Below are 20376 nucleotides of genomic sequence, written 5' to 3' on the forward strand. Positions count from 1 at the left end.
GGCGCTCAGTAGCCCAGGTAGCGGGGCAGCCACAGCGCCAGCTGAGGCCAGATGATCACGGCCACCATCACCAGGAACATGGCGAACAGCATCCAGCCCACCCAGCGCACGGTGGACTCCATGCGCACGCCGGCGATGCGGCAGGACACCATCAGGTTCACGGCCAGCGGCGGCGTGAACTGGCCCAGCGCCACCTTGAGTGTGAGCAGCACGCCGAACCAAACCGGGTCCCAGTTGTAGTGCTGCACGATGGGCCACAAGAGCGGCACGAAGATCAGGAAGATCGACACGCCGTCCAGGAACATGCCCACCGTGATCAGCATCAGGATGACCAGCGACAGCACGCCGTATTCGCCCAGGCCCGAATTGACGATGGCCTTGGCTACCGGGTCGATCACGCCCAGCGTGGAGAGCGAATAGGCAAAGATGCCCGCCAGCGACACCACGATCAGGATCACCGCCGACAGCTCGCCCGATTCGCGCAGGATGGGGAACAGGTCGCGGACCTTGATGGTGCGGTGGATCGCCATGCCCACGAAGAGACCGTAGAACACCGCCACCACCGCCGCCTCGGTGGGCGTGAACCAGCCGGCCCGCATGCCGCCCAGGATGAGCACCGGCGCCGCCAGGCCCCACACCGCCTCGCGCAGGCTCTGCCAGAAGGGCGGACGGGGCAGCGTGGCCTCCAGCGCGCCCATCTTGTGACTGCGGGCCATCCACACGGCGGGGATGATCAGCGCCAGCCCGGCCAGGATGCCCGGCACCATGCCGGCCGCGAACAGCGCCGGCACCGAGGCGCCCGGCACCAGCACCGAATACACGATGAAGGCCACCGAGGGCGGGATCAGGATGTCGGTGGCGGCCGCGGCGCCCACCACGCTGGCCGAGTAGGCCGCCGGGTAGCCGGCGCGCGACATGGCCGCGATCATCACCGCGCCCACGGCCGCGGCATTGGCCGGGCCCGAGCCCGAGATGCCGCCCAGGAACATGGCCACCACGATGGCCACCAGCGGCAGCATGCCAGGCCCGCGGCCCACGATGGCGATGGCGAAGTTCACCAGCCGCAGCGCCACGCCCGAGCGGTCGAAGATGGAGCCCACCAGCACGAACATCGGGATGGCCAGCAGCGGGTACTTGCCCAGGCCCGCATAGAAGTTCTGCGGCACGGCCAGCAGGCCGAACCACTGCGCATCGGCATTGGCCAGCGCGATGCAGGCCGCGCCGGCCAGGCCCAGCGCCGCGCCGATCGGAACGCCGATCAGCATCATGGCCACGAAGCCGACGAAGAGCAGGGTGGCGATCATGCGTCGCTCCCTTCGCCGCCATCGGCGAGGCGCCGGCCGCGGCGGGTGAACAGGCCCACGGCACGCAGGCCGATGCCGGTGCACACGATGGGCAGCCAGATCGAGTACCACCACTGCGGCACGCCGATGCCGGGCGAGGTCTCCTCGAAACGCCAGTCGTCCCACACGATGCGCACCGAAAGTGCCGCGATCAGGAAGAACAGCAGCGCCACCATGGCCGCGCCGAACTGCGCGAGACGTCGGCGGCGATTCATGGAGCCCGCTTCGCTGAAGTACTCGATGCGGATGTGCCGGTCGCGCGCCACGGCGGCGCAGCCGCCCACCATGGCCAGCAGGATCATCAGGAAGACCGAGAACTCCTCCGTCCAGGCGAAGGAGGAATCGGTGAAGTAGCGCACCAGCACATTGGCGAAGGTGATGCAGGCCAGCAGCGCCATGATGATGACGGTGGCCCAGTCCTCGATGGCCAGCGTCACCTTGACGGGCTCGTCGGCGGCGGCGATGTCGGGGGGGAGGGGGCTGGCGGCGTCCAGCTGGGCGCCGGGCTCGGGGGCGGAGGACATGGCAGGCGGGGGCGCTCGGGCCTTGCGCGAGCCGCACCGGGAGAGAGAAAACGAGGTCGGATCGTAGGGGTCGACGCCCCTGGGGCCCATGGGGGCTTTCCATGAAGATCACGGGCGACACGCACATTGGCGACAGTCGGGCCATGCCCCGCATCGCCCTCATCTCGGACACCCACAACCTGCTGCGCCCCGAAGCGCTCGAATGGCTGCATGGCAGCGACGCCATCGTGCATGCCGGCGACATCTGCGGCGCCGACGTGCTGCAGACGCTGGACGCCATCGCACCCACCCTGGCCGTGCGCGGCAACAACGACATCGGCCCCTGGGCCGAGGCCCTGCCCACGCGGCTGGACTGCGAACTGCACGGCATGCGGCTGTGCGTGGTGCACGACATCGCCGACCTGGTGGCCGAGCCGCCGGCCCTCGGTGTGCAGGTGGTGATCACGGGCCATTCGCACAAGCCGCATGTGGAGATGCGTGGCTCCGTGCTCTACGTGAACCCGGGCAGCGCCGGGCCGCGGCGCTTCAAGCTGCCGGTGTCGGCGGCCGAGCTTCAGGTGCGCGAGGGGCGGGTGCAGGCACGCATCAAGATGCTGCTGGAGGTGTGACGCCTTCGATGCCCGCCTGCGCCAGCATGGCATGCAGCAGCACGTCGCAGCCGGCCGCCAGGTGCTCGGGGCGCGCGTCCTCGATCTCGTTGTGGGAGATGCCGTCCTTGCAGGGCACGAAGATCATCGCGGCCGGCGCCACCCGCGCGACGTAGACCGCGTCGTGCCCGGCGCCGCTCACGATGTCCTGGTGCGGCAGGCCGGCGCGCTCGGCGCCCTCGCGCACGGCAGCGACCAGCGTGGGCGTGAACTGCACGGGCGGAAAGTACACCGTCTGCTCCACCGACACGCTCACGCGCCCCTCGGTCTGCAGCGCGGCGCAGGCTGCGCGCAGGCGCGCGTCCATGCGGGCGAGGCCCTCGTCGTCGCCATGGCGCAGGTCCACCGTGAAGGTGACGCGGCCCGGGATGACGTTGCGCGAGTTGGGATGCACCTGCACATAGCCCACGGTGCCGCGGCCGTGCGGCTGCTCGTCCATGGCGATGGCGACCACCGCCTGCATCAGGCCGGTGGCGGCCTGCAGCGCGTCGCGGCGCAGGCGCATGGGCGTGGGACCGGCATGGGCCTCCTGGCCGGTCACGACCACGTCGTACCAGCGCTGGCCGAGCGCGCCGGTGACCACGCCCAGCGGCAGGTCCGCATCTTCGAGCACCGGGCCCTGCTCGATGTGGGCCTCGAAGTAGGCACCGAAGCGCGGCGCGCCGGCACTCACGGCCGCGGGCTCGCTGCCGGCAAAGCCGGTGGCGGCCAGCGCATCGGCCACCGAGATGCCGTCGCGGTCCCGCGCGGCCAGCGCATGGTCCAGCGTGAAGGCATCGGCATACACGCCCGAGCCCATCATCACGGGCACGAAGCGCGAGCCCTCCTCGTTGGTCCACACGCAGACCTCCAGCGGCGCGACGGTGCGGATACCCGCATCCTGGAGCGTGCGCAGCACCTCCAGGCCCGCCAGCACGCCGAAGTTGCCGTCGAACTTGCCGCCGGTGGGCTGGGTGTCGATGTGGCTGCCAGTAGCGACGGCGGGGCGCGTGGGGTCGCTGCCTTCGCGGCGCACGAAGAGGTTGCCGATGGCATCGACGCGCACGCTGCAGCCCAGCTCCTGCGCCCAGCGCAGGAAGAGCTGGCGGCCCTGGCGGTCTAGGTCGGTCAGGGCCAGGCGGCAGACGCCGCCCTTGTCGGTGGCGCCGATGCGCGCCAGCGTCATCAGCGATTGCCAGAGGCGTTCGCCGTCGATGGCGAGCGAGCGGGTGGGGACAGCGGTGGTCATGGTCATGAAGGGTGCAGGTTCAGTGGGCCACCAGCCGTTCGGCCAACGCAATCAGGCTGCGGTCGCTGCCGGCGGGGCCCAACAGCGACAGGCCCAGCGGTGCATCGTCGCGGCGCGCGAACGGCAGCGACAGCTGCGGAAAGCCCGCGAGCCCTGCCAGACACAGCAGGCGGATGGACCGGTTGCGGTAGTCCTCCAGGGCCGAGTCCGGGTCGCTGCGCAGCGGCGCGATGTCGGGCATGGTGGGCATCACCAGCACGCCGTCCTGGCCCAGCAGCGCGGCCAGGTGAGCGCGGAAGCGCGTACGGAAGGCCTGCGCCTCGACCACCTGCGCATCGCTCACGCCGCGCGAGAAGGCGAAGCGCTCCTTCACGCCGGGGCCTAGCGGCGGCGCGAATCGCTCGATCAGCGGCCCGTCGGTCATCCAGGCCTCGCGGCCCTGGATGTGGCGGAAGTGCCAGTACAGCGCGTCGAAGCTCTCCAGCGCCGCTTCGATGGGCATTGCGGTGCCGAAGGCGGCCTCCACCTGCGCCAGCGCGGGCTGCAGGGCGTCGGCGGCGTCGGGCGTGGCGAGCGCCCACAGGTCGGTGGGCCGCAGCAGGCGGGCCGCCGCGGGCAGCGGCGCCGGGTCGGCATCGAGCAGCACGTCGGCCACGCGGGCGAAGGTGCCGATGTCGCGGGCGAACCAGCCGCAGGTGTCCAGGCTCGGGGCGAGGTCCAGCGCGCCTTCCAGGCTCACGCGGCCGTGGGTGGGGCGCAGGCCATACAGCCCGCAGTGGTTGGCCGGCGCGCGCACCGAGCCGCCGGTGTCGGTGCCCAGCGCGAAGTCGCACAGGCGGTTCGACACGGCCGATGCTGAACCGGAGGACGAACCGCCGCTGATGCGTCCCGGCACCGCGCCGTTGACCGGCGCGCCGAAGTGGGCGTTGTCGCCGTTCATCGAGAAGGCGAGTTCGTCGGTCACCGTCTTGCCGGCGAACACGGCGCCGGCGTCGAGCAGTTTCTGCACCGTGGGCGCGGTGCGGGTCTTGATTCCCGACATGGCCAGCACGATGGGGCTGCCGCCGCCGGTGGGATAGCCCGCGACGTCGAACAGGTCCTTCACGCCGAAGGTCAGCCCCGAAAGCGGCCCGGTGGCCGCATGCGCCACCGGCGTGTCGGGATAGGGGACGAAGGCGTGGGCGGGGTCGTGCAGGGGCATGGGTCTTGAGCGTGGTCAGGCGAGGGCGGGCGCCAGGCCGGCCGTCTCGTCGGTGCGGTTGCAACGGGCGCGGTGGCCCGGGTCGAACTGCACGACGCGCGGCTGGCCTTCCAGGCAGGCCTCGGTGGCCAGCGTGCAGCGGGGGGCGAAGGCGCAGCCCGGCGGCAGCGCGGCCAGGTCCGGCGGCGCGCCGGCGATGGTGCCCAGCGGCGTGCCGCGGTCCATGGCGCCATGGGCGCGGCTGCGCAGCAGGGCGATGGTGTAGGGGTGTCGCGGACGGTGGATCAGCTCGCGCGCCGAGCCTTCCTCCACGATGCGGCCGGCATACATGACGGCGATGCGGTCGGCCACCTCCACCGCGGCGCCGATGTCGTGCGTGACGAAGATCGTTGCCAGCCCCAGGTCGCGCTGCAGCTCGCGCAGCAGCAGCAGGATCTGGATCTGCACCGTGGCGTCGAGTGCGGTGGTGGGCTCGTCGGCCAGCAGCAGTTGCGGGTTGCAGGCCAGGGCCAGCGCGATCATGGCGCGCTGGCGCATGCCGCCGGACATCTCGTGCGGATAGGCCGCCAGCCGGCGTTCGGGGCTGGGAATGCGCACGCGCTCAAACAGGGCCAGGGCCCGCGCATGGGCGGCGGCCTTGTCCAGGCCCTCGTGCCGGCGCAGCGACTCGACGATCTGCGCGCCGACGGGGTAGACCGGGTCCAGCGCCAGCAGCGGCTCCTGGAAGATCATCGACGCCACCTTGCCGCGGTAGGCCGACAGCTCCCGGCCGGACATCGCCAGCACGTCGCGGCCCGCCACCTGAACCTGCCCGCCGATGCGGGTGCGCCGCGCGGGATGCAGGCGCAGCAGGGTGCGCAGCGTCACGCTCTTGCCCGAGCCCGATTCGCCGATCAGCGCCACCACCTCGCCGCGGCGCACCTCCAGGCTCACGCCGCTGACGGCCTGCACGGGCTTGCGGCCGCCGGTGAAGGTGACGGTCAGGTCGTGCACGCGCACGAGCGGGTCGTGGGGGGCCTGCATGTCGGTCATCGTGTTCATGGCAGTCGAGGGCGTCATGCAGCCAGGGCCGGCGCCAGGGGATGGCCGCTGCCGGCCTCGTGCACCAGGCAGCGGGCCACGCGAAGCGGTGCGACCGGCAGCAGCACCGGTGCACGCTCGCTGCACACCGGCGCGGCATGGTCGCAGCGCGGATGGAAGCGGCAGCCCGAAGGCGGATCGATGGGATTGGGCGGGTCGCCGGCCAGCGGCGCCTCTTCGGTGCGGCGGTCCGGGTCCATGGAGGGCATGGAGGACAGCAGCGCCTGCGTGTAGGGGTGTGCCGGCTCGTCGTAGAGCGCATCGGCCGGGCCGACCTCCGCCACCTGGCCCAGGTACATCACCATCACGCGGTCGCTCATGTAGCGCACCACATGCAGGTCGTGGCTGATGAAGACGTAGGTCAGGCCGAACTCGGCCTTGAGTTGCTGCAGCAGGTTGATGACCTGCGCCTCCACCGACTTGTCGAGCGCCGAGACGGCCTCGTCCAGGATCACCAGCCGCGGCTGCAACGCCAGCGCGCGGGCGATGTTGACCCGCTGGCGCTGGCCGCCCGACAGCTCGTGCGGCCAGCGCTCTGCAAAGCGCGAGGGCTCCAGCCCCACGCGGGCCAGCAGGTCGCGGGCGCGTTCCACCGCCTCGCGCCGGCGCACGCCGTGCACCTGCGGGCCGAAGGCGATCGAGTCCTCGATGGTCAACCGCGGGTTGAGCGAGGCATAGCTGTCCTGGAACACCATCTGCACCTGGCGCCGGAAGTCATTGAGCGGCAGGTCGCGCGAGCCGACCACGCGGCCGTCGAACACCACCTCGCCGGCTGTCGGCGCGATCAGATGCATCAGCAGCCGGGCCGTGGTGCTCTTGCCGCAGCCGGACTCGCCCACTACGCCCAGCGTCTCGCCCTTGAGGACCTCGAAGTCCACGCCGTCCACCGCGCGCACCACGCCACCGGCGCGGCCCAGCAGGTCCTTCTTGAGCGGGAAGTGCTTCTGCAGCCCGCGGATGGTGAGCAGCGGCTGCGCCGGGCCGCCCACGTCGTCGTCGTGCATCGTCATGCCTTGTTGTCCATGGCGGAGCGCAAGCCGTCCGAGAGCAGGTTGAAGGCGATGGAGGTGATGAAGATCATCACGCCCGGCAAGGCCGCCACCAGCGGCTGCGTATAGATGGCGGTGCGCAGCGTGTTGAGCATCAGGCCCCATTCGGGCTCCGGCGGCTTCACGCCCAGGCCGAGGAAGGAGAGGCCCGAGGCCAGGATCATCGACACCGCCACCAGGCTGGTCGCGTACACGAAGATGGGCCCGAGCACATTGCCCAGCACATGCACCCGCACGATGGTGAAGCCGCTGGCGCCCGAGGCGCGCGCCGCCTCCACGTAGTCGCGCCCGCGCACCTGCGTGGTCACGGCCTCGGCCACGCGCGCGATCTGCGGGATGAACACGATGGTCAGCGAGATCAGCGAATTGGTGATGCCCGCGCCCAGCGTGCCCGACAGCGCGATGGCCAGCAGCACCGAGGGGAAGGCATAGAACACGTCGATGGTGCGCATGATGGCCGTGTTGACCAGCCCACCCGCATAGCCGGCCAGGATGCCGATGCCCGAGCCGACCACGAAGGCGCACAGCACCGGCGCGATGCCCATGAAGAGCGACAGCCGCGCGCCCACGATCAGGCGCGACAGCAGGTCGCGGCCCAGCTCGTCGCTGCCCAGCGGCAGACCGGGCGTGCCTACCGGCTTGAGGCGCTTGAACATGGAGGACTGGTACGGATCGGCCGGTGCGATCCAGGGGCCGAGGATGGCCATCAGCACCAGCAGCAGCACCACGAGGGCGGCGGCCATGGCGACCGGGTCGTGCACGAAGCGCGCACCCACCGAGGCCCAGTAGCCGCGCGTGCGCTGCGCCGGCAGCGGCTGAACATCGGCGGGAGAGGAAAGAACGGCGGACATCGGTTCAGCTCCGGGCGATGCGCGGGTCGAGCAGCGTCTGCAGCACGTCGACCGCCAGGTTGAGCAGCACGAAGAACAGCGCCAGCACCAGGATCGTGCCCTGCAGCAGCGGCAGGTCGCGCTGGAAGATGGCGGTGTTGAGCAGGAAGCCCGTGCCGGGCCAGGAGAACACGGTCTCGATCAGGATCGAGCCGCCCAGCAGGTAGCCCAGTTGCAGGCCCATCACCGCCAGCGCCGTGGGCGCCGCGTTCTTGACCACGTGGCGGAACACGCCGAACTGCGTCAGTCCCTTGGCCTTGAGGCCGACGATGAATTCCTGCGCCAGCAACTCGGCCACCAGCGCCCGCACCGTGCGCGCGATGATGCCCATGGGGATGACCGACATGGTCAGCGCCGGCAGCAGCATGAACTGCACATGGGCCCAGTCCCAGGCCCAGTCGCCGGAGCCGCCGGGCCCGGCGCCGGTGGCGGGCAGCCACATCAGCTGCGACGAGAACACGATCACCATCACCATGCCCAGCCAGTAATGCGGCGTGCTCACGCCCAGCACCGACAGCAGCGAGGCCAGGCGGTCGATGACGGAGTTGCGGGAGTAGCCCGCCACGAAGCCGAACAGCGAACCGAGCAGGAAGCCGATGGCCGTGGCCAGCACTGCCAGCCGCAGCGTGTTGACCACGGCGCGCATCACTTCGCCCGCCACCGGCCGGCTGGTGGCGATGGACAGGCCCAGGTCGCCATGCAGCGCCCGCCAGACCCAGCGCACGAACTGCTCCGGCAGCGGCCGGTCGAAGCCATAGACCGAGCGCAGCTGGGCCTGCAGCTCGGCCGAGGCATCGGCCGGCAGCACCGACACCAGCGGATCGCCCGGCGCGATGTGCACCAGGGCAAAGCACACCAGCGTCACGCCCAGCATGATGGGCACGGTGTAGAGGATGCGTCGGAGCAGGTAGGCGAGCATGGCGGGTCGTTCAGGCCGTCTCGGTGAAGCGGCGGCGGGCCGTCACTGCATCTTCATCGTGGCGATGTCGATGAACCAGCTCTTGGGCTGAATGACGTTCTGCACCTTGGGCGAAATGGCACGCGGGCCCACGTCGTGCGCGACGAAGAGGAAGGGCGCTTCGTCCACCACGCGGGCATGCAGCTCGGCCAGGGCGGCGTCGCGCGACTTGTCGTCGAAGCTGGTGCGGGCCTTCTCGACCAGGGCGTCGGTCTTGGGGTCGCTGTAGTAGCCCCAGTTCTGCGCCACCGGCGGCTGGGCCTTGGTGCTGACGAAGCGCACCATGGCGAAGAAGGGGTCCATGGTGGCTGCGCTCACGTTGGTGGCATGGGCACCGTGCGCGCCCGGGTCCTTGGCGCCCAGGCGCCAGCCGGAGAACAGGGTGTTCCACTCCACCACGTCGAAGTCCACGTCGAACCAGCAGTCCTTCAGGCTCTGCTGGATGAACTCGTTCATGGGCAGCGGCTGCATCTGGCCGGAGCCCGAGGCCGAGGTCTGCACCTTCACCTTGGCCGGCTTGGCGGCCGAGTAGCCGGCCTGCTGCATCAGCTTCTGGCCGGCGGCCACGTCGTACTTGATCTGGAAGGTGGGGTGGCCGCGCCACGGGTCGCCCGGCTCGGCGATGCCGGTGGCCTCGACCATCATGCCGCCCAGCAGCTCCTTGAGGGCCGCGCGGTTGAGGCACAGGTTGGCGGCCTGGCGCACCTTGAGGTCCTTGAAGGGCGAGTCGGGCAGCAACGAGAACTGCCATGGCCACAGGTGCGGCTGCAGGTTGGAATAGACCTTGAAGCCGCGCTGCTTGATGGTGGCCAGCGCATCGGGCGCGGGCGCCTCGATCCAGTCCACCTGGCCCGACAGCAGGGCGGCGGTGCGCGAGTTGGCCTCGGGCAGCGGTAGCAGCACGACGCGGTCGATCTGCGGGCGGCGGGCGGCGTCCCAGTACTCGGGGTTCTTCACCATCTCCAGACGCTCGCGCGGCACGAACTTGGAAGCCTTGAAGGGGCCGGTGCCGGACGGATCGGCAGCGAACGCGGTCCAGGCCTGCTTGGCGCGCTCGGCCTTGTCGGTCACGCTGGCCGGCACGGCGTCGAGCTTCTTCTGCCAGTGGGCCGGCGAGGCCATGAACAGGTTGGTGAGGTTGATCGGCAGGAAGGAATCGGGCTCGCTGGTGGTCAGCTCCACCGTCAGGTCGTCCACCTTGCGGGCGGTGCGCAGCGTGGGCATGCGCGAGGCGGTGACGCCGATCTGGGCGGGGTCGTACTGCGGCGCGGCCTTGTCGAGCACCTTGCCCACGTTCCAGACGACGGCGTCGGCGTTGAAGGGCGTGCCGTCATGGAACTTGACGCCGGGGCGCAACTTGAAGAGCCACTTGGTCTTGTCCTTGGCGTCCACCGCCCACGACACGGCCAGGTCAGGGATCACCACGCTGGGCTTGGTGGCCGAGCTCAGGTCCCACTGCGTGAGGCTGTCGTACATGGGGATGCCGGTGAAGCGGTTGCCCTCGTAGCCCTGGTCGGGCTGGCCCGAGGTGCGCGGGATGTCGGCGGCCGTCATGGCGATGCGCAGCACCTTCTCCTGCGCATGGGCGGCGCCGAGCCCCAGCGCAAGGGCGACGGCCAGCGCGCTGGCGCGCAGGGCGGAGACACGGAAGGACGGACGGGCGGGGCAGGGCATGGAGCGGCCTCGAAGGTTGAGAGATGCCTGTGCATTGCAAAGCGCGTGCCTGCCCGCATGAATCGGTAATAGCTATTTTTGTATCGATAGTCGATATGCATCGTCGTCGCGGTGCATGGCCGCACCGCGGCGGGTGCGTGGTGGGCGGCTGTGGTGCGGCGGGGTCAGTGCGGCAGTGCGCTCGCAATGGCGCGTGCGCACTCGATCACCATCGGCGCCAGCTTCTTCTGCGCCGCCTCCAGCGTCCATCGGCTGGTGGGCGGCGACACGTGCACCGCGCCATGCGGCCGCCCGCGCCGGTCCACGATGGGTGCGGCGATGCCCATGTCGCCGAGAAACAGTTCCTCGTCGTTGGTCGCATAGCCCAGCTTGCGGCAGGCCGCGATGCGCGCCTGGATGGCGGCGATGCCAGTCAGCGTCGCCGGCGTGCGGGCCACGCGCGTGGAGCCCTGCAGCAGCGCGCGCACCTGCTCGTCGGGCAGGCAGCTCATCCAGGCGCGGCCGCTGCTGGTGCAGTACATGGGAATGCGCATGCCCACCGGCGTGAGCACCGGGATGAACTGCGTCGTCATGCGCTGCGCCACGTAGAGCATGTCGAAGTCCAGTGGCTCGGTGAGGCTGGCCGTCTCGCCGCTGGCGCTGGCCAGCTGCGCCAGGTAGGGGTTGGCCGCCTGCACCAGCGGATGGCTGGCGATGTAGTTGAAGCCGATGTCCATGCTGCGCGCCAGCAGGCGGAAGCGCCGCGTCTGGCCGTCCTTGCCCACATAGCCCAGCACCTGCAGCGTGTGCACCGTGCGCTGGGCCGAGGCGCGGGTCATGCCCGTGCGCTCGGCGATCTCGGCCAGCGTCATGGTCCGGTGCGCGGCGTCGAAGCTGCACAGCACCGCCAGGCCCTTCTCCAGCGACTGGTTGTAGAGCGGGTCGGCCGCATCGGCGGCCGGTGCGGCTGCGGCGGTAGCGGTGCGGGGGCGTCGGGCTGGCGGGGCCATCGGGGCGAGGGGAATAGGGACTATCGATTCTGCGCGAGGCAAGGCCCGTGCCGGGGCCGATGGGACAATCCCGCGCCATGACCGACACCCTCACGATCACCCGACCCGATGACTGGCACCTGCACGTGCGCGACGGCGCCGCCCTGCGCGACGTGGTGCCGCACACCGCGCGCCAGATGGGCCGCGCGCTGATCATGCCCAACCTGCGCCCGCCGGTGACCACCGCCGAGCAGGCCGTGGCCTACCGCGACCGCATCCTGGCCGCCGTGCCCGAGGGCGAGCAGTTCGAGCCGGTGATGTCGCTCTACCTCACGGACAAGCTGCCGCCCGACGAGATCGCCCGCGCCGCGGCCGCGGGCGTGCGCGCCCTCAAACTCTATCCAGCCGGCGCCACCACCAACAGCGACGCCGGCGTGACCGACATCCGCAAGACCTACGCCACGCTCGAGGCCATGCAGAAGCACGGCCTGCTGCTGCTGGTGCACGGCGAGGTGACCGACCCGGCCATCGACCTGTTCGACCGCGAGGCCGTCTTCATCGACCGCGTGCTGCGCCCGCTGCGCGCCGACTTCCCCGAGCTGCGCATCGTGTTCGAGCATCTGACCACGCGCGAGGGCGCGCACTATGTGCGCGACGAGGGTGGCGACCACACGGCCGCCACCATCACGGCGCACCACCTGCTCTACAACCGCAACGCCATCTTCACCGGCGGCATCCGGCCGCACTACTACTGCCTGCCGGTCCTCAAGCGCGAGGAGCACCGCCAGGCGCTGGTGCAGGCCGCCACCAGCGGCAGCCCGCGCTTCTTCCTGGGCACCGACAGCGCGCCGCATCCGGCGCATTTGAAGGAACACGCCACCGGCTGCGCCGGCTGCTACACGGCCCTGTCGGCCATCGAGCTCTATGCCGAGGCCTTCGACAACGCCGGCGCGCTGGACAAGCTGGAAGGCTTCGCCAGCTTCCACGGCCCCGACTTCTACGGCATGCCGCGCAACACCGGCACCATCACCCTGCGCCGCGAGGCCTGGACGCTGCCCGAGACGGTGCCCTTCGGCGAGGCCACGCTCAAGCCGCTGCGCGGTGGCGAGACGGTCGGCTGGAGGCTGGCATGAGCACGACGGCGCCGCTGTCCGGCGGCAAGGTGATGCTGCTGGTCGACGCCGACAACGTGTCGGCCGACGTGATGGAACAGGCCGTGCGCCGCGTGCTGGTCGAGCACGGCCACCTGCACGTGCGCCGCGCCTACTGCACGCCCGAGGTCGCATTGCGCCACCAGGGCCTGTTCAAGCGCCTGGGCATGCGGCCGCTGGTCAACCTGGCGGCGGGCAAGAACAGCACCGACATCGCCCTGGCCGTGGATGCGCTGGACCTCGCCATCGCCGAGCGGCCGCAGGTGGTGTACCTGGTGTCCTCCGACTCCGACTTCGCCCCGCTGGTGCTGCGCCTGCGCGAGAAGGGCTGCCGCGTGTGCGGCATCGGCCAGCAGGGCAAGACGGGCGATGAGACGCGGGCGGCCTACGACCATTTCATCGACCTGGTTCACAAGGGTGGTGACGCCCCCCAGGCGCCGGTGGCCGGCCCGTCGGCCGCGCCTGCCCGTTCGCCTGCCGCACGCAAGGTGGCGGCGAAGAAGGCGCCCGCCGCCAGGAAGACGTCGCGCCGCGCCGCTGCCGTCCCCGCGGCCGAGTCGGCGCCCGCACCGGCGCCGGCAATGCAGCCGTTACCGGCACCGGCACTGCCACCCGCGCCAGCGGCGGCGCCCGCCAGGAAGAAGGCGAGTGCGTCCCCTGCCGCCAAGAAGACGCGCAGCGCCGGCACCCGCGGCGAGCGCGTGATCGAACCGGCGCCACCGGCCGAGGTTCAGGCCGTCGCACGCAAGACGGCTTCGGGCCGTCAGGACGCCCTGGTGGATGCCGACGCCATCCTCGGCGCCGTGCCCGCCCTGCGTGGTGGCGCCGAAGTGGCCCTCAACGACGTGGCCCAGGCCCTGCGCGCCGCGCGGGTGCTGGGCAAGAACGCCAGTTCGATCAAGCTCTTCGACAAGCTGCCCGCGGACTTCCAGGTGCTGCACCAGCCCGATCGCATCCGCTGGAAGGGCGCGGCCGGCCGTTGAGCCCGCTGCCGGCCATCGACTGGGCCCACCCTGGGCTGGCCTTCTGGCGCCGTTGGGGCGAGCCGGCGCAGGACGGCGCCATGCGGGCGGTGCACGAGGGGCTGCAGGCGGTGTCGGCCCTGCCGCAGCCCGCCTTCGTGCCGCAGTCGGCGCTGCCGCCGGATGAGCCCTACGAAGCCTTCATCCACCGCACCGGCCGCGTGCCGACGCGCAACAACCTGCACGACTTCTTCAACGGCCTGGTCTGGCTCGGCTTTCCGTCGGCCAAGCGCCAGCTCAACCGCTTGCAGGCGGGCGAGATCGCGGCGCGCGGCATCGGCCCGGTACGCGGCCGCCTGCGCGATGCCATCACGCTGTTCGACGAGCACGGCGCGGTGCTGCAGGCGCCGCCCGTCCTCTGGGCCGCCCTGCAGGCGCGCGACTGGCGCCGGGCCTTCATCGACCTGCGGCCACTGTGGACCGAGGCACGCCTCACGGTCTTCGGCCATGCGCTGATGGAGAAGCTGGTGGCCGGCCAGAAGTCCGCCACGGCGCACCTGCTGCTCGGCCCGGACGCGCACGACCCCTCGCTGCCGGCCGACGACGGGCGCCTGTCCGACGCGCTGGCTGCCGACTGGCTCGCGCGCAAGCCCTTCACCCCGCTGCCCGTGGCCGGCGTCCCCGGCTGGCACCCGGGGAACGCGAACTTTTGCTTTTATGATGACTCGGAGGTCTTCCGACCTCGCCGCGCTGCAGACCCAGAACAACTTACAACAGTGCGGCATGCCGTGATGCTTGAAGCGGGCCGGGGGGCCCCCAACTTCACGGCGTCCCTTCCTCCCACGGAGAAACCGACTTGAAACGCATCTTCCTGTTCGTGCTCACGAACGTCCTGGTGGTCGCCGTCCTCGGCGTCGTCGCCAGCCTGCTGGGCGTCAACCGCTACCTGACGTCCAACGGCCTCAACCTCGGCGCGCTGCTCGGCTTCGCGCTCATCATGGGCTTCGGCGGCGCGATCATCTCGCTGCTGATCTCCAAGCCCATGGCCAAGATGAGCGCCGGCGTGCGCATCATCAACGAGCCGCAGTCGCCCGACGAGGCCTGGATCGTCGCCACCGTCCGCAAGTTCGCCGACCAGGCCGGCATCGGCATGCCCGAGGTCGGCATCTTCGAAGGCGAGCCCAATGCCTTCGCCACCGGGGCCTTCAAGAACTCGTCGCTGGTGGCCGTCTCCACCGGCCTGCTGCAGAACATGACGCGCGACGAGGTCGAGGCCGTCATCGGCCACGAGGTGGCGCACGTGGCCAACGGCGACATGGTGACGATGACGCTGATCCAGGGCGTGATGAACACCTTCGTCGTGTTCCTGTCCCGCGTGATCGGCTATTTCGTCGACAGCTTCCTGCGCCGCGGCGACGACCGCGAGAACAGCGGCCCCGGCATCGGCTACATGGTGACGACCATCGTGCTGGACATCGTGCTGGGCTTCGCCGCCGCCATGGTGGTGGCCTGGTTCTCGCGCCAGCGCGAGTTCCGCGCCGACGCCGGCGCCGCCAAGCTGATGGGCCGCAAGCAGCCCATGATCAACGCCCTGGCCCGCCTGGGCGGCCTGCCCGCCGGCGAACTGCCCAAGGCCGTCGAGGCCATGGGCATCACCGGCGGCATCGGCAAGCTGTTCGCCACGCACCCGCCCATCGAAGAGCGCATCGCGGCGCTGCAGGCTGCGCAGCAGGGTTGATGCAGCGGGGCCGGGGCGCGCGCCTTGGGCCTCCGACCAAAAGAAAGGCGCCTCCGTCGGAGGCGCCTTTTTCATGGGTGGGCGTCGGACGCCTTGCGCATGTCGTGGGTTCTGCGCGCGTTGGCCCGGCGGCGCACTTCTCGGCCCAGGCGCTGCGTGGCGCCCGGCCGTTCGCACCTGATCAGGCCTCGCTGGGCGCTTCGCTTGCCGCGGGAGCAGCAGCGGCCGCGCCCTTGCCGGGCTGCTTGCCCAGCACCCGCCGCGCTTCGCCCAGGTCCATGCCGTACATGGCGGCGAAGGCCTCGACCGTGGGCTGGCCGCTGGCCTCGAAGGCGCGCTGCAGCGCTTCGCGCCGGGCCAGTCGGCGGCCGTGCTCGGTGAAGGCTTCATCGATCAGGGCCAGGGCATCCGGCTGCGCCACGCGCACCTGCTGCACATAGTCCATGCGCTCCAGGCCGCTGGCGCCGATGGCGTCGGCCAGGCGGGCGACCAGTTGCGGTCGAAGGTCTTCCTGCGTGCGGCCCTGCCGGCGCTTGAAGAGTTCGACGATGGCATGGTGCACGTGGTCGGGCGCCAGTTCCTCCACCGGCTGGCCGTCCAGGTCGTGGCGCGGCACGCGGTTGGCGATGGCGTCCAGGTAGCGGGTGGAGCGCGCATGCTGGCCCAGCGCCACCTTCAGCTCGTCGCCCGGCAGCACCTCGGCATGGCGGGCCAGCAGGTCCTCGTAGATGCCGCGCTTGAGCGGCAGGAAGCGCGCGCCGAACAGGTGAGGGTAGAGGCCGGCCAGCGTCTCCAGCAGCGGATGCACCTTGCGCCCCGCATTGCGCTGGGCCGCGTTCTGGCCCTTGCCTTGGTTCTGGCGCTGTCCCTGTGGCTGGCGCTCGGTCTGCGCGCCCTCGGCGGCAGGCGGTCGTCCGGCGCCGCTGCCCTTGCCCCGGCCGCCGCGGCGGCGACGCTGGCTGCGTTCTTCGCTGCGTTCTTCGCTGCGTTCTTCGCTGCGCTCGTCGCTGGGTTGGCTGCGTTCACCGCGCGTGAGACCGGCTTCCGGTGCCGACTCCGCAGCACCTGCGTCGCTTGCGGTCGGCGCAGCGTCGGCGTTCGAAGGCGCGGCAGGCGCGGGCGTGTCGTGAAACGGCGTGTCGTTGTGGTCGCTCATATCGGTCGCAAAGCGCCTGCGCCGGGGCAGGCGTGAACAAGAGGATGGAAAAGACTCAGCAGGAGGCGCGCAGGCCGCCCGCCAGCTGGCGGGCGATCAGCAGCCGGAAGGGCAGCAGCATGCCCACGCCGACGGCCAGCTTGACCGCCAGATCGCCGACGGCCCAGCTGAGCCACGGATCGGACGTGCCCGCGAAGGCCACGCCCCAGAAGATGGCCGTGTCGAGCACGGCGGCCAGCAGCGTGGCGGCCAGCGGCGCGCGCCACCAGCGTCCGCGCCGCAGGCGGTGGAAGACGCCGATGTCCAGCAACTGCGAGGCGATGAAGGCCAGCCCCGAGGCCGCGGCGATGCGCGGCGGCGCGAGCAGTGCCGACATGGCCACCGCCACCGCGAAGCCGACCCAGGCCACGCGCCGGGCCAGGGCCGGCCCGTGCAGCCGGTTGACCACCTCGCTCACCAGGAAGGCGGCCGGGTAGGTGAAGGCGCCCCAGGTGAGCCAGTCGTTGATGGGGAACTGCACCAGCACGTTCGAGGTAAGCACCACGATCGCCATGGCCGCGATGGCCGGCGCGAGCGAGCGCCACATCGGGGTGGTCATGGGCAAGTTCATGCCGGCACCCGCTGCGCTTCGGCCTCGGCCGCGATGGCGCGCGCCACGGCCTCGGCCACCTTGATGCCGTCCACGCCGGCCGACAGGATGCCGCCCGCATAGCCCGCGCCCTCGCCGGCCGGGTACAGGCCGGCCAGGCCGGGGCACTGCAGCGTCTCGCCGTCGCGGGCGATGCGGATGGGCGAGGAGGTGCGCGTCTCCACGCCGGTCAGCACAGCATCGTGCAGGTCGTAGCCGGGCAGCTTGCGCGCGAAGGCCGGGAAGGCCTCGCGCATGGCCTCGATCGCGTAGCCGGGCAGGGCGGCGTGCAGGTCGCCGGGCAGCACGCCCGGCTTGTAGCTGGGCACCACCTCGCCGAGCGCGGTGGAGGGCCGGCCCGCCACGAAGTCGCCCAGCAGCTGGGCCGGCGCGCAGTAGTCGCTGCCGCCGAGCACGAAGGCCTGCGACTCCAGTCGCCGCTGCAGCTCGATGCCGGCCAGCGGATGCGGCTTGCCGCGTGCGGCCTCCTGCAGCTCGGGCGACAGGGGCAGGTGCTGGTAGTCGGTCGGATAGTCGCGTGGCTCGATGCCCACCACGATGCCCGAATTGGCATTGCGTTCGGCACGCGAATACTGGCTCATGCCGTTGGTCACCACGCGGCCGGGCTCGCTGGTCGCGGCCACCACCGTGCCGCCCGGGCACATGCAGAAGCTGTAGACGGCACGGCCGTTGTTGGCGTGGTGCACCAGCCGGTATTCGGCTGCGCCCAGCGCCGGATGGCCCGCATGCCGGCCCCAGCGGGCGCGGTCGATCAGCCCCTGTGGATGCTCGGCGCGAAAGCCGATGGAGAAGGGCTTGGCCTCGATGGGCGCACCGCGGGTGTGCAGCATGCCGAAGGTGTCGCGGGCGCTGTGGCCCAGGGCGATCACCACATGGTCGGCGCGCAGCTCGTGCACCTGGCCGCTGGCCTGGTCGATGGCGGTGACACCGCGCACCCGGCCGCCTTCGACCTGCAGGTCGGTCACGCGGTGCTGGAAGCGGATCTCGCCGCCCAGGGCGATGATCTCGGCGCGCATGGTCTCGACCATCTTCACCAGGCGGAAGGTGCCGATGTGCGGATGCGCCTCCCACAGGATGTCCTCGGGCGCGCCAGCCTTGACGAATTCGTTGAGCACCTTGCGGCCGAGGTGGCGCGGGTCCTTGATCTGGCTGTAGAGCTTGCCGTCGGAGAAGGTGCCGGCGCCGCCCTCGCCGAACTGCACGTTCGACTCCGGATGCAGGTTCTTGCGTCGCCACAGGTCCCAGGTGTCCTGCGTGCGCTCGCGCACGGCCTTGCCGCGCTCCAGCACGATGGGCCGGAAGCCCATCTGCGCCAGCAGCAGCGCCGCGAAGATGCCGCAGGGCCCGAAGCCGACCACCACGGGCCGCAGCCCGCCCTCGGGCGCGCGCACCGGCGCCACGTAGCGCATGTCGGGCGCGCGCTGGATGTGGGGGTTCTTGGCGTGGCGCTCAAGCAGCGCAGCCTCGCCGGCCGGGTCGGCCAGCGCCACGTCCACGATGTAGACGGTGAGCAGCTCGGCCTTGCGCGCATCGAAGCTGCGCTTGTGCACCGTGTGCGTGGCGATGTCGGCAGGCGCGACGCCCAGCGTGGCGGCGATCAGGGCCGGCAGCGCCTCGGGCGCGGGGTCGAGGGGAAGCTTGAGTTCGGAAAGACGGATCATCGGCGCGGGGCCCGTGGTGATCGGGCAGGGCGGAGAGGAAGGTCGCGATTGTCGCCGATGCCGCCCGATGGCCGATCAGGCCGGCAGGAAGCCCTCCACCGACAGGTAGCGCTCGCCGGTGTCGTAGTTGAAGCCCAGCACCACCGCGTCGGCCGGCAGATCGGGCAGCTTCTGGGCGATGGCGGCCAGCGTGGCGCCGGAGGAGATGCCGACCAGCATGCCTTCCTCGCGGGCGCAGCGGCGCGCCATTTCGCGCGCCGGCTCGGCATCGACCTGGATGATGCCGTCGAGCAGGTCGGTCTTCATGATCTGCGGCACGAAGCCGGCGCCGATGCCCTGGATCGGGTGCGGCGCCGGGCTGCCGCCGGACAGCACGGGCGAGGCCACGGGCTCCACGGCGAAGACCTTGAGCTTGGGCCACTTCTTCTTGAGCACCTGCGCACAGCCGGTGATGTGCCCGCCGGTGCCCACGCCGGTGATGATGGCGTCGATGCCGTCGGGGAAGTCGGCCGCGATCTCCTCGGCCGTGGTGCGCACGTGCACGTCGACGTTGGCGGGGTTGTTGAACTGCTGCGGCATCCAGGCGCCGGGCGTGCTGGCCACCAGTTCCTCGGCGCGGGCGATGGCGCCCTTCATGCCCTTTTCCTTGGGCGTCAGGTCGAAGCTGGCGCCGTAGGCCAGCATCAGGCGGCGGCGCTCGATGGACATGCTCTCGGGCATCACCAGCACCAGCTTGTAGCCCTTGACGGCCGCCACCATGGCCAGGCCGACGCCGGTGTTGCCGGAGGTGGGCTCGATGATGGTGGCGCCGGGCTTGAGGGCCCCGGACTTCTCGGCGTCCTCGATCATGGCCAGGGCGATGCGGTCCTTGATGGAGCCGCCCGGATTGCCGCGCTCGGACTTGATCCACACCTGCTGCGTGGCATTGCCGAAGAGCTTGTTGATGCGCACGTGCGGCGTGCGGCCGATGGTGTCGAGGATGCTGCTGGCTTTCATGGCGTCGTCATCTCCTTGGAAGGTGCGGGCGTACAGGATCGAACGGCGCATTGTGGCCAGATTCGGTGATGGCCGATGTCGTCCGGCGGCCGATGTGCGGGCGTCGCGGATAATCGCGCCCGTGAAGCACGCCAGACCGCCGCTGGTGCAATCGCCGAAAGGCGGCACTGGAGGAACGTCCGGACTGCACAGGGCAGCGCAGGAGCTAACGGCTCCCCACCGCGAGGTGAGGATCAGAGCAACAGAGACGAGCCGATTCAGTTCGGGTGAAACGGGCAATCTCTGCGCGCAGCAATACCAAGTAGGTGAACGTCGAGGCGGCCCGCTGAGTTCACGGGTAGGTAGCATCGAGCCGTCCGGGTGACCGGCGGCCCAGACAGATGGCGGTCACGCCGCGGGCAACCGCGGTGCACAGAATCCGGCGTATCGGCGCGCTTCACAACTTACACCCTCACGAAACGCCAGCTTGCTGGCGTTTCTTCTTTGTTGCGGCCGTTGGGC

19 protein-coding genes and 1 other RNA gene are annotated in these 20376 nt (G+C 70.8%); 6 read left to right on the forward strand and 14 right to left on the reverse strand.

Annotated elements, in window-relative coordinates:
* Positions 1 to 5 precede the first annotated feature (5 nt).
* Entirely contained in the window at positions 6 to 1304 is a 1299-nt protein-coding gene (locus tag BXA03_RS19330) for a TRAP transporter large permease (protein ID WP_076510837.1), read from the reverse strand.
* A complete protein-coding gene (locus BXA03_RS19335; protein WP_076510838.1) occupies positions 1301 to 1867 on the reverse strand; it encodes a TRAP transporter small permease in 567 nt (188 codons plus the stop codon). Before BXA03_RS19335 ends, BXA03_RS19330 begins: the two co-directional genes overlap by 4 nt.
* A 101-nt stretch (positions 1868 to 1968) precedes the next feature.
* Here BXA03_RS19335 and BXA03_RS19340 point away from each other — a divergent pair, with 101 nt between their 5' ends.
* A complete protein-coding gene (locus BXA03_RS19340; protein WP_234983752.1) occupies positions 1969 to 2475 on the forward strand; it encodes a metallophosphoesterase family protein in 507 nt (168 codons plus the stop codon).
* Here the strand turns inward: BXA03_RS19340 and BXA03_RS19345 are convergent.
* The 8 genes from BXA03_RS19345 to BXA03_RS19380 all read right to left on the reverse strand — a co-directional run bounded on the left by BXA03_RS19345 (position 2453) and on the right by BXA03_RS19380 (position 11583).
* Positions 2453 to 3748, reverse strand: a complete 1296-nt coding sequence (locus tag BXA03_RS19345) for a Zn-dependent hydrolase (RefSeq protein ID WP_076510839.1) — start codon at positions 3746 to 3748, stop codon at positions 2453 to 2455. The genes BXA03_RS19340 and BXA03_RS19345 overlap by 23 nt on opposite strands.
* A gap of 13 nt (positions 3749 to 3761) precedes the next feature.
* Positions 3762 to 4943 (reverse strand): amidase, encoded by a 1182-nt coding sequence (locus tag BXA03_RS19350; protein WP_076510840.1) that lies wholly within the window; start codon positions 4941 to 4943, stop codon positions 3762 to 3764.
* Between the two features lie 15 nt (positions 4944 to 4958).
* Positions 4959 to 5984 (reverse strand): ABC transporter ATP-binding protein, encoded by a 1026-nt coding sequence (locus tag BXA03_RS19355; protein WP_234983754.1) that lies wholly within the window; start codon positions 5982 to 5984, stop codon positions 4959 to 4961.
* 14 nt (positions 5985 to 5998) lie between these two features.
* Positions 5999 to 7033, reverse strand: coding sequence for an ABC transporter ATP-binding protein (locus BXA03_RS19360; protein ID WP_200803405.1), 1035 nt, complete (start codon positions 7031 to 7033; stop codon positions 5999 to 6001).
* On the reverse strand, positions 7030 to 7923 hold the full coding sequence (locus tag BXA03_RS19365) for an ABC transporter permease (RefSeq protein ID WP_076510842.1): 894 nt from the start codon (positions 7921 to 7923) through the stop codon (positions 7030 to 7032). Before BXA03_RS19365 ends, BXA03_RS19360 begins: the two co-directional genes overlap by 4 nt.
* Before the next feature lie 4 nt (positions 7924 to 7927).
* On the reverse strand, positions 7928 to 8881 hold the full coding sequence (locus tag BXA03_RS19370) for an ABC transporter permease (protein WP_076510843.1): 954 nt from the start codon (positions 8879 to 8881) through the stop codon (positions 7928 to 7930).
* A 42-nt stretch (positions 8882 to 8923) separates the two neighbouring features.
* Positions 8924 to 10594 carry an ABC transporter substrate-binding protein gene (locus BXA03_RS19375; RefSeq protein WP_076510844.1) on the reverse strand — a complete coding sequence of 557 codons (1671 nt, stop codon included), beginning with the start codon at positions 10592 to 10594 and terminating at the stop codon, positions 8924 to 8926.
* A 164-nt stretch (positions 10595 to 10758) separates the two neighbouring features.
* Complete coding sequence (locus tag BXA03_RS19380) at positions 10759 to 11583, reverse strand: IclR family transcriptional regulator (protein ID WP_083716187.1); 825 nt, start codon at positions 11581 to 11583, stop codon at positions 10759 to 10761.
* 77 nt (positions 11584 to 11660) lie between these two features.
* On the opposite strand from BXA03_RS19380, the gene pyrC reads away from it, so the two are divergent.
* From pyrC to htpX, 4 genes are read left to right on the forward strand one after another with little or no spacing between them, the layout of a single operon-like run.
* Complete coding sequence (gene pyrC, locus BXA03_RS19385) at positions 11661 to 12695, forward strand: dihydroorotase (protein WP_076510845.1); 1035 nt, start codon at positions 11661 to 11663, stop codon at positions 12693 to 12695.
* The gene (locus BXA03_RS19390) at positions 12692 to 13696 is read left to right on the forward strand and encodes an NYN domain-containing protein (protein ID WP_076510846.1); all 1005 of its coding nucleotides are present in this window, start codon (positions 12692 to 12694) and stop codon (positions 13694 to 13696) included. The genes pyrC and BXA03_RS19390 overlap by 4 nt, the downstream gene beginning before the upstream one ends.
* Entirely contained in the window at positions 13693 to 14535 is an 843-nt protein-coding gene (locus BXA03_RS19395) for a DUF3025 domain-containing protein (protein ID WP_076510847.1), read from the forward strand. Before BXA03_RS19390 ends, BXA03_RS19395 begins: the two co-directional genes overlap by 4 nt.
* Positions 14532 to 15413: a protease HtpX gene (htpX, locus tag BXA03_RS19400; protein WP_076510848.1), complete on the forward strand. Its 882-nt coding sequence runs from the start codon at positions 14532 to 14534 to the stop codon at positions 15411 to 15413. The genes BXA03_RS19395 and htpX overlap by 4 nt, the downstream gene beginning before the upstream one ends.
* Before the next feature lie 181 nt (positions 15414 to 15594).
* Here the strand turns inward: htpX and BXA03_RS19405 are convergent, their stop codons facing one another.
* The 4 genes from BXA03_RS19405 to cysK all read right to left on the reverse strand — a co-directional run bounded on the left by BXA03_RS19405 (position 15595) and on the right by cysK (position 19875).
* The gene (locus BXA03_RS19405; RefSeq protein ID WP_083716188.1) at positions 15595 to 16569 is read right to left on the reverse strand and encodes a ProQ/FINO family protein; all 975 of its coding nucleotides are present in this window, start codon (positions 16567 to 16569) and stop codon (positions 15595 to 15597) included.
* Between the two features lie 55 nt (positions 16570 to 16624).
* Positions 16625 to 17167 carry a VUT family protein gene (locus tag BXA03_RS19410; protein WP_234983755.1) on the reverse strand — a complete coding sequence of 181 codons (543 nt, stop codon included), beginning with the start codon at positions 17165 to 17167 and terminating at the stop codon, positions 16625 to 16627.
* A gap of 8 nt (positions 17168 to 17175) precedes the next feature.
* Entirely contained in the window at positions 17176 to 18879 is a 1704-nt protein-coding gene (locus BXA03_RS19415; RefSeq protein WP_076510849.1) for an NAD(P)/FAD-dependent oxidoreductase, read from the reverse strand.
* Positions 18880 to 18954: 75 nt separating this feature from the next.
* The gene (gene cysK, locus BXA03_RS19420) at positions 18955 to 19875 is read right to left on the reverse strand and encodes a cysteine synthase A (protein ID WP_076510955.1); all 921 of its coding nucleotides are present in this window, start codon (positions 19873 to 19875) and stop codon (positions 18955 to 18957) included.
* Between the two features lie 123 nt (positions 19876 to 19998).
* On the opposite strand from cysK, the gene rnpB reads away from it, so the two are divergent.
* Positions 19999 to 20317, forward strand: an RNA gene (gene rnpB / locus BXA03_RS19425) — RNase P RNA component class A.
* Positions 20318 to 20376: the final 59 nt, after the last annotated feature.

Origin of the sequence: Pseudacidovorax sp. RU35E (assembly GCF_900156165.1) — a bacterium.
Lineage (GTDB): Bacteria > Pseudomonadota > Gammaproteobacteria > Burkholderiales > Burkholderiaceae_C > Xenophilus.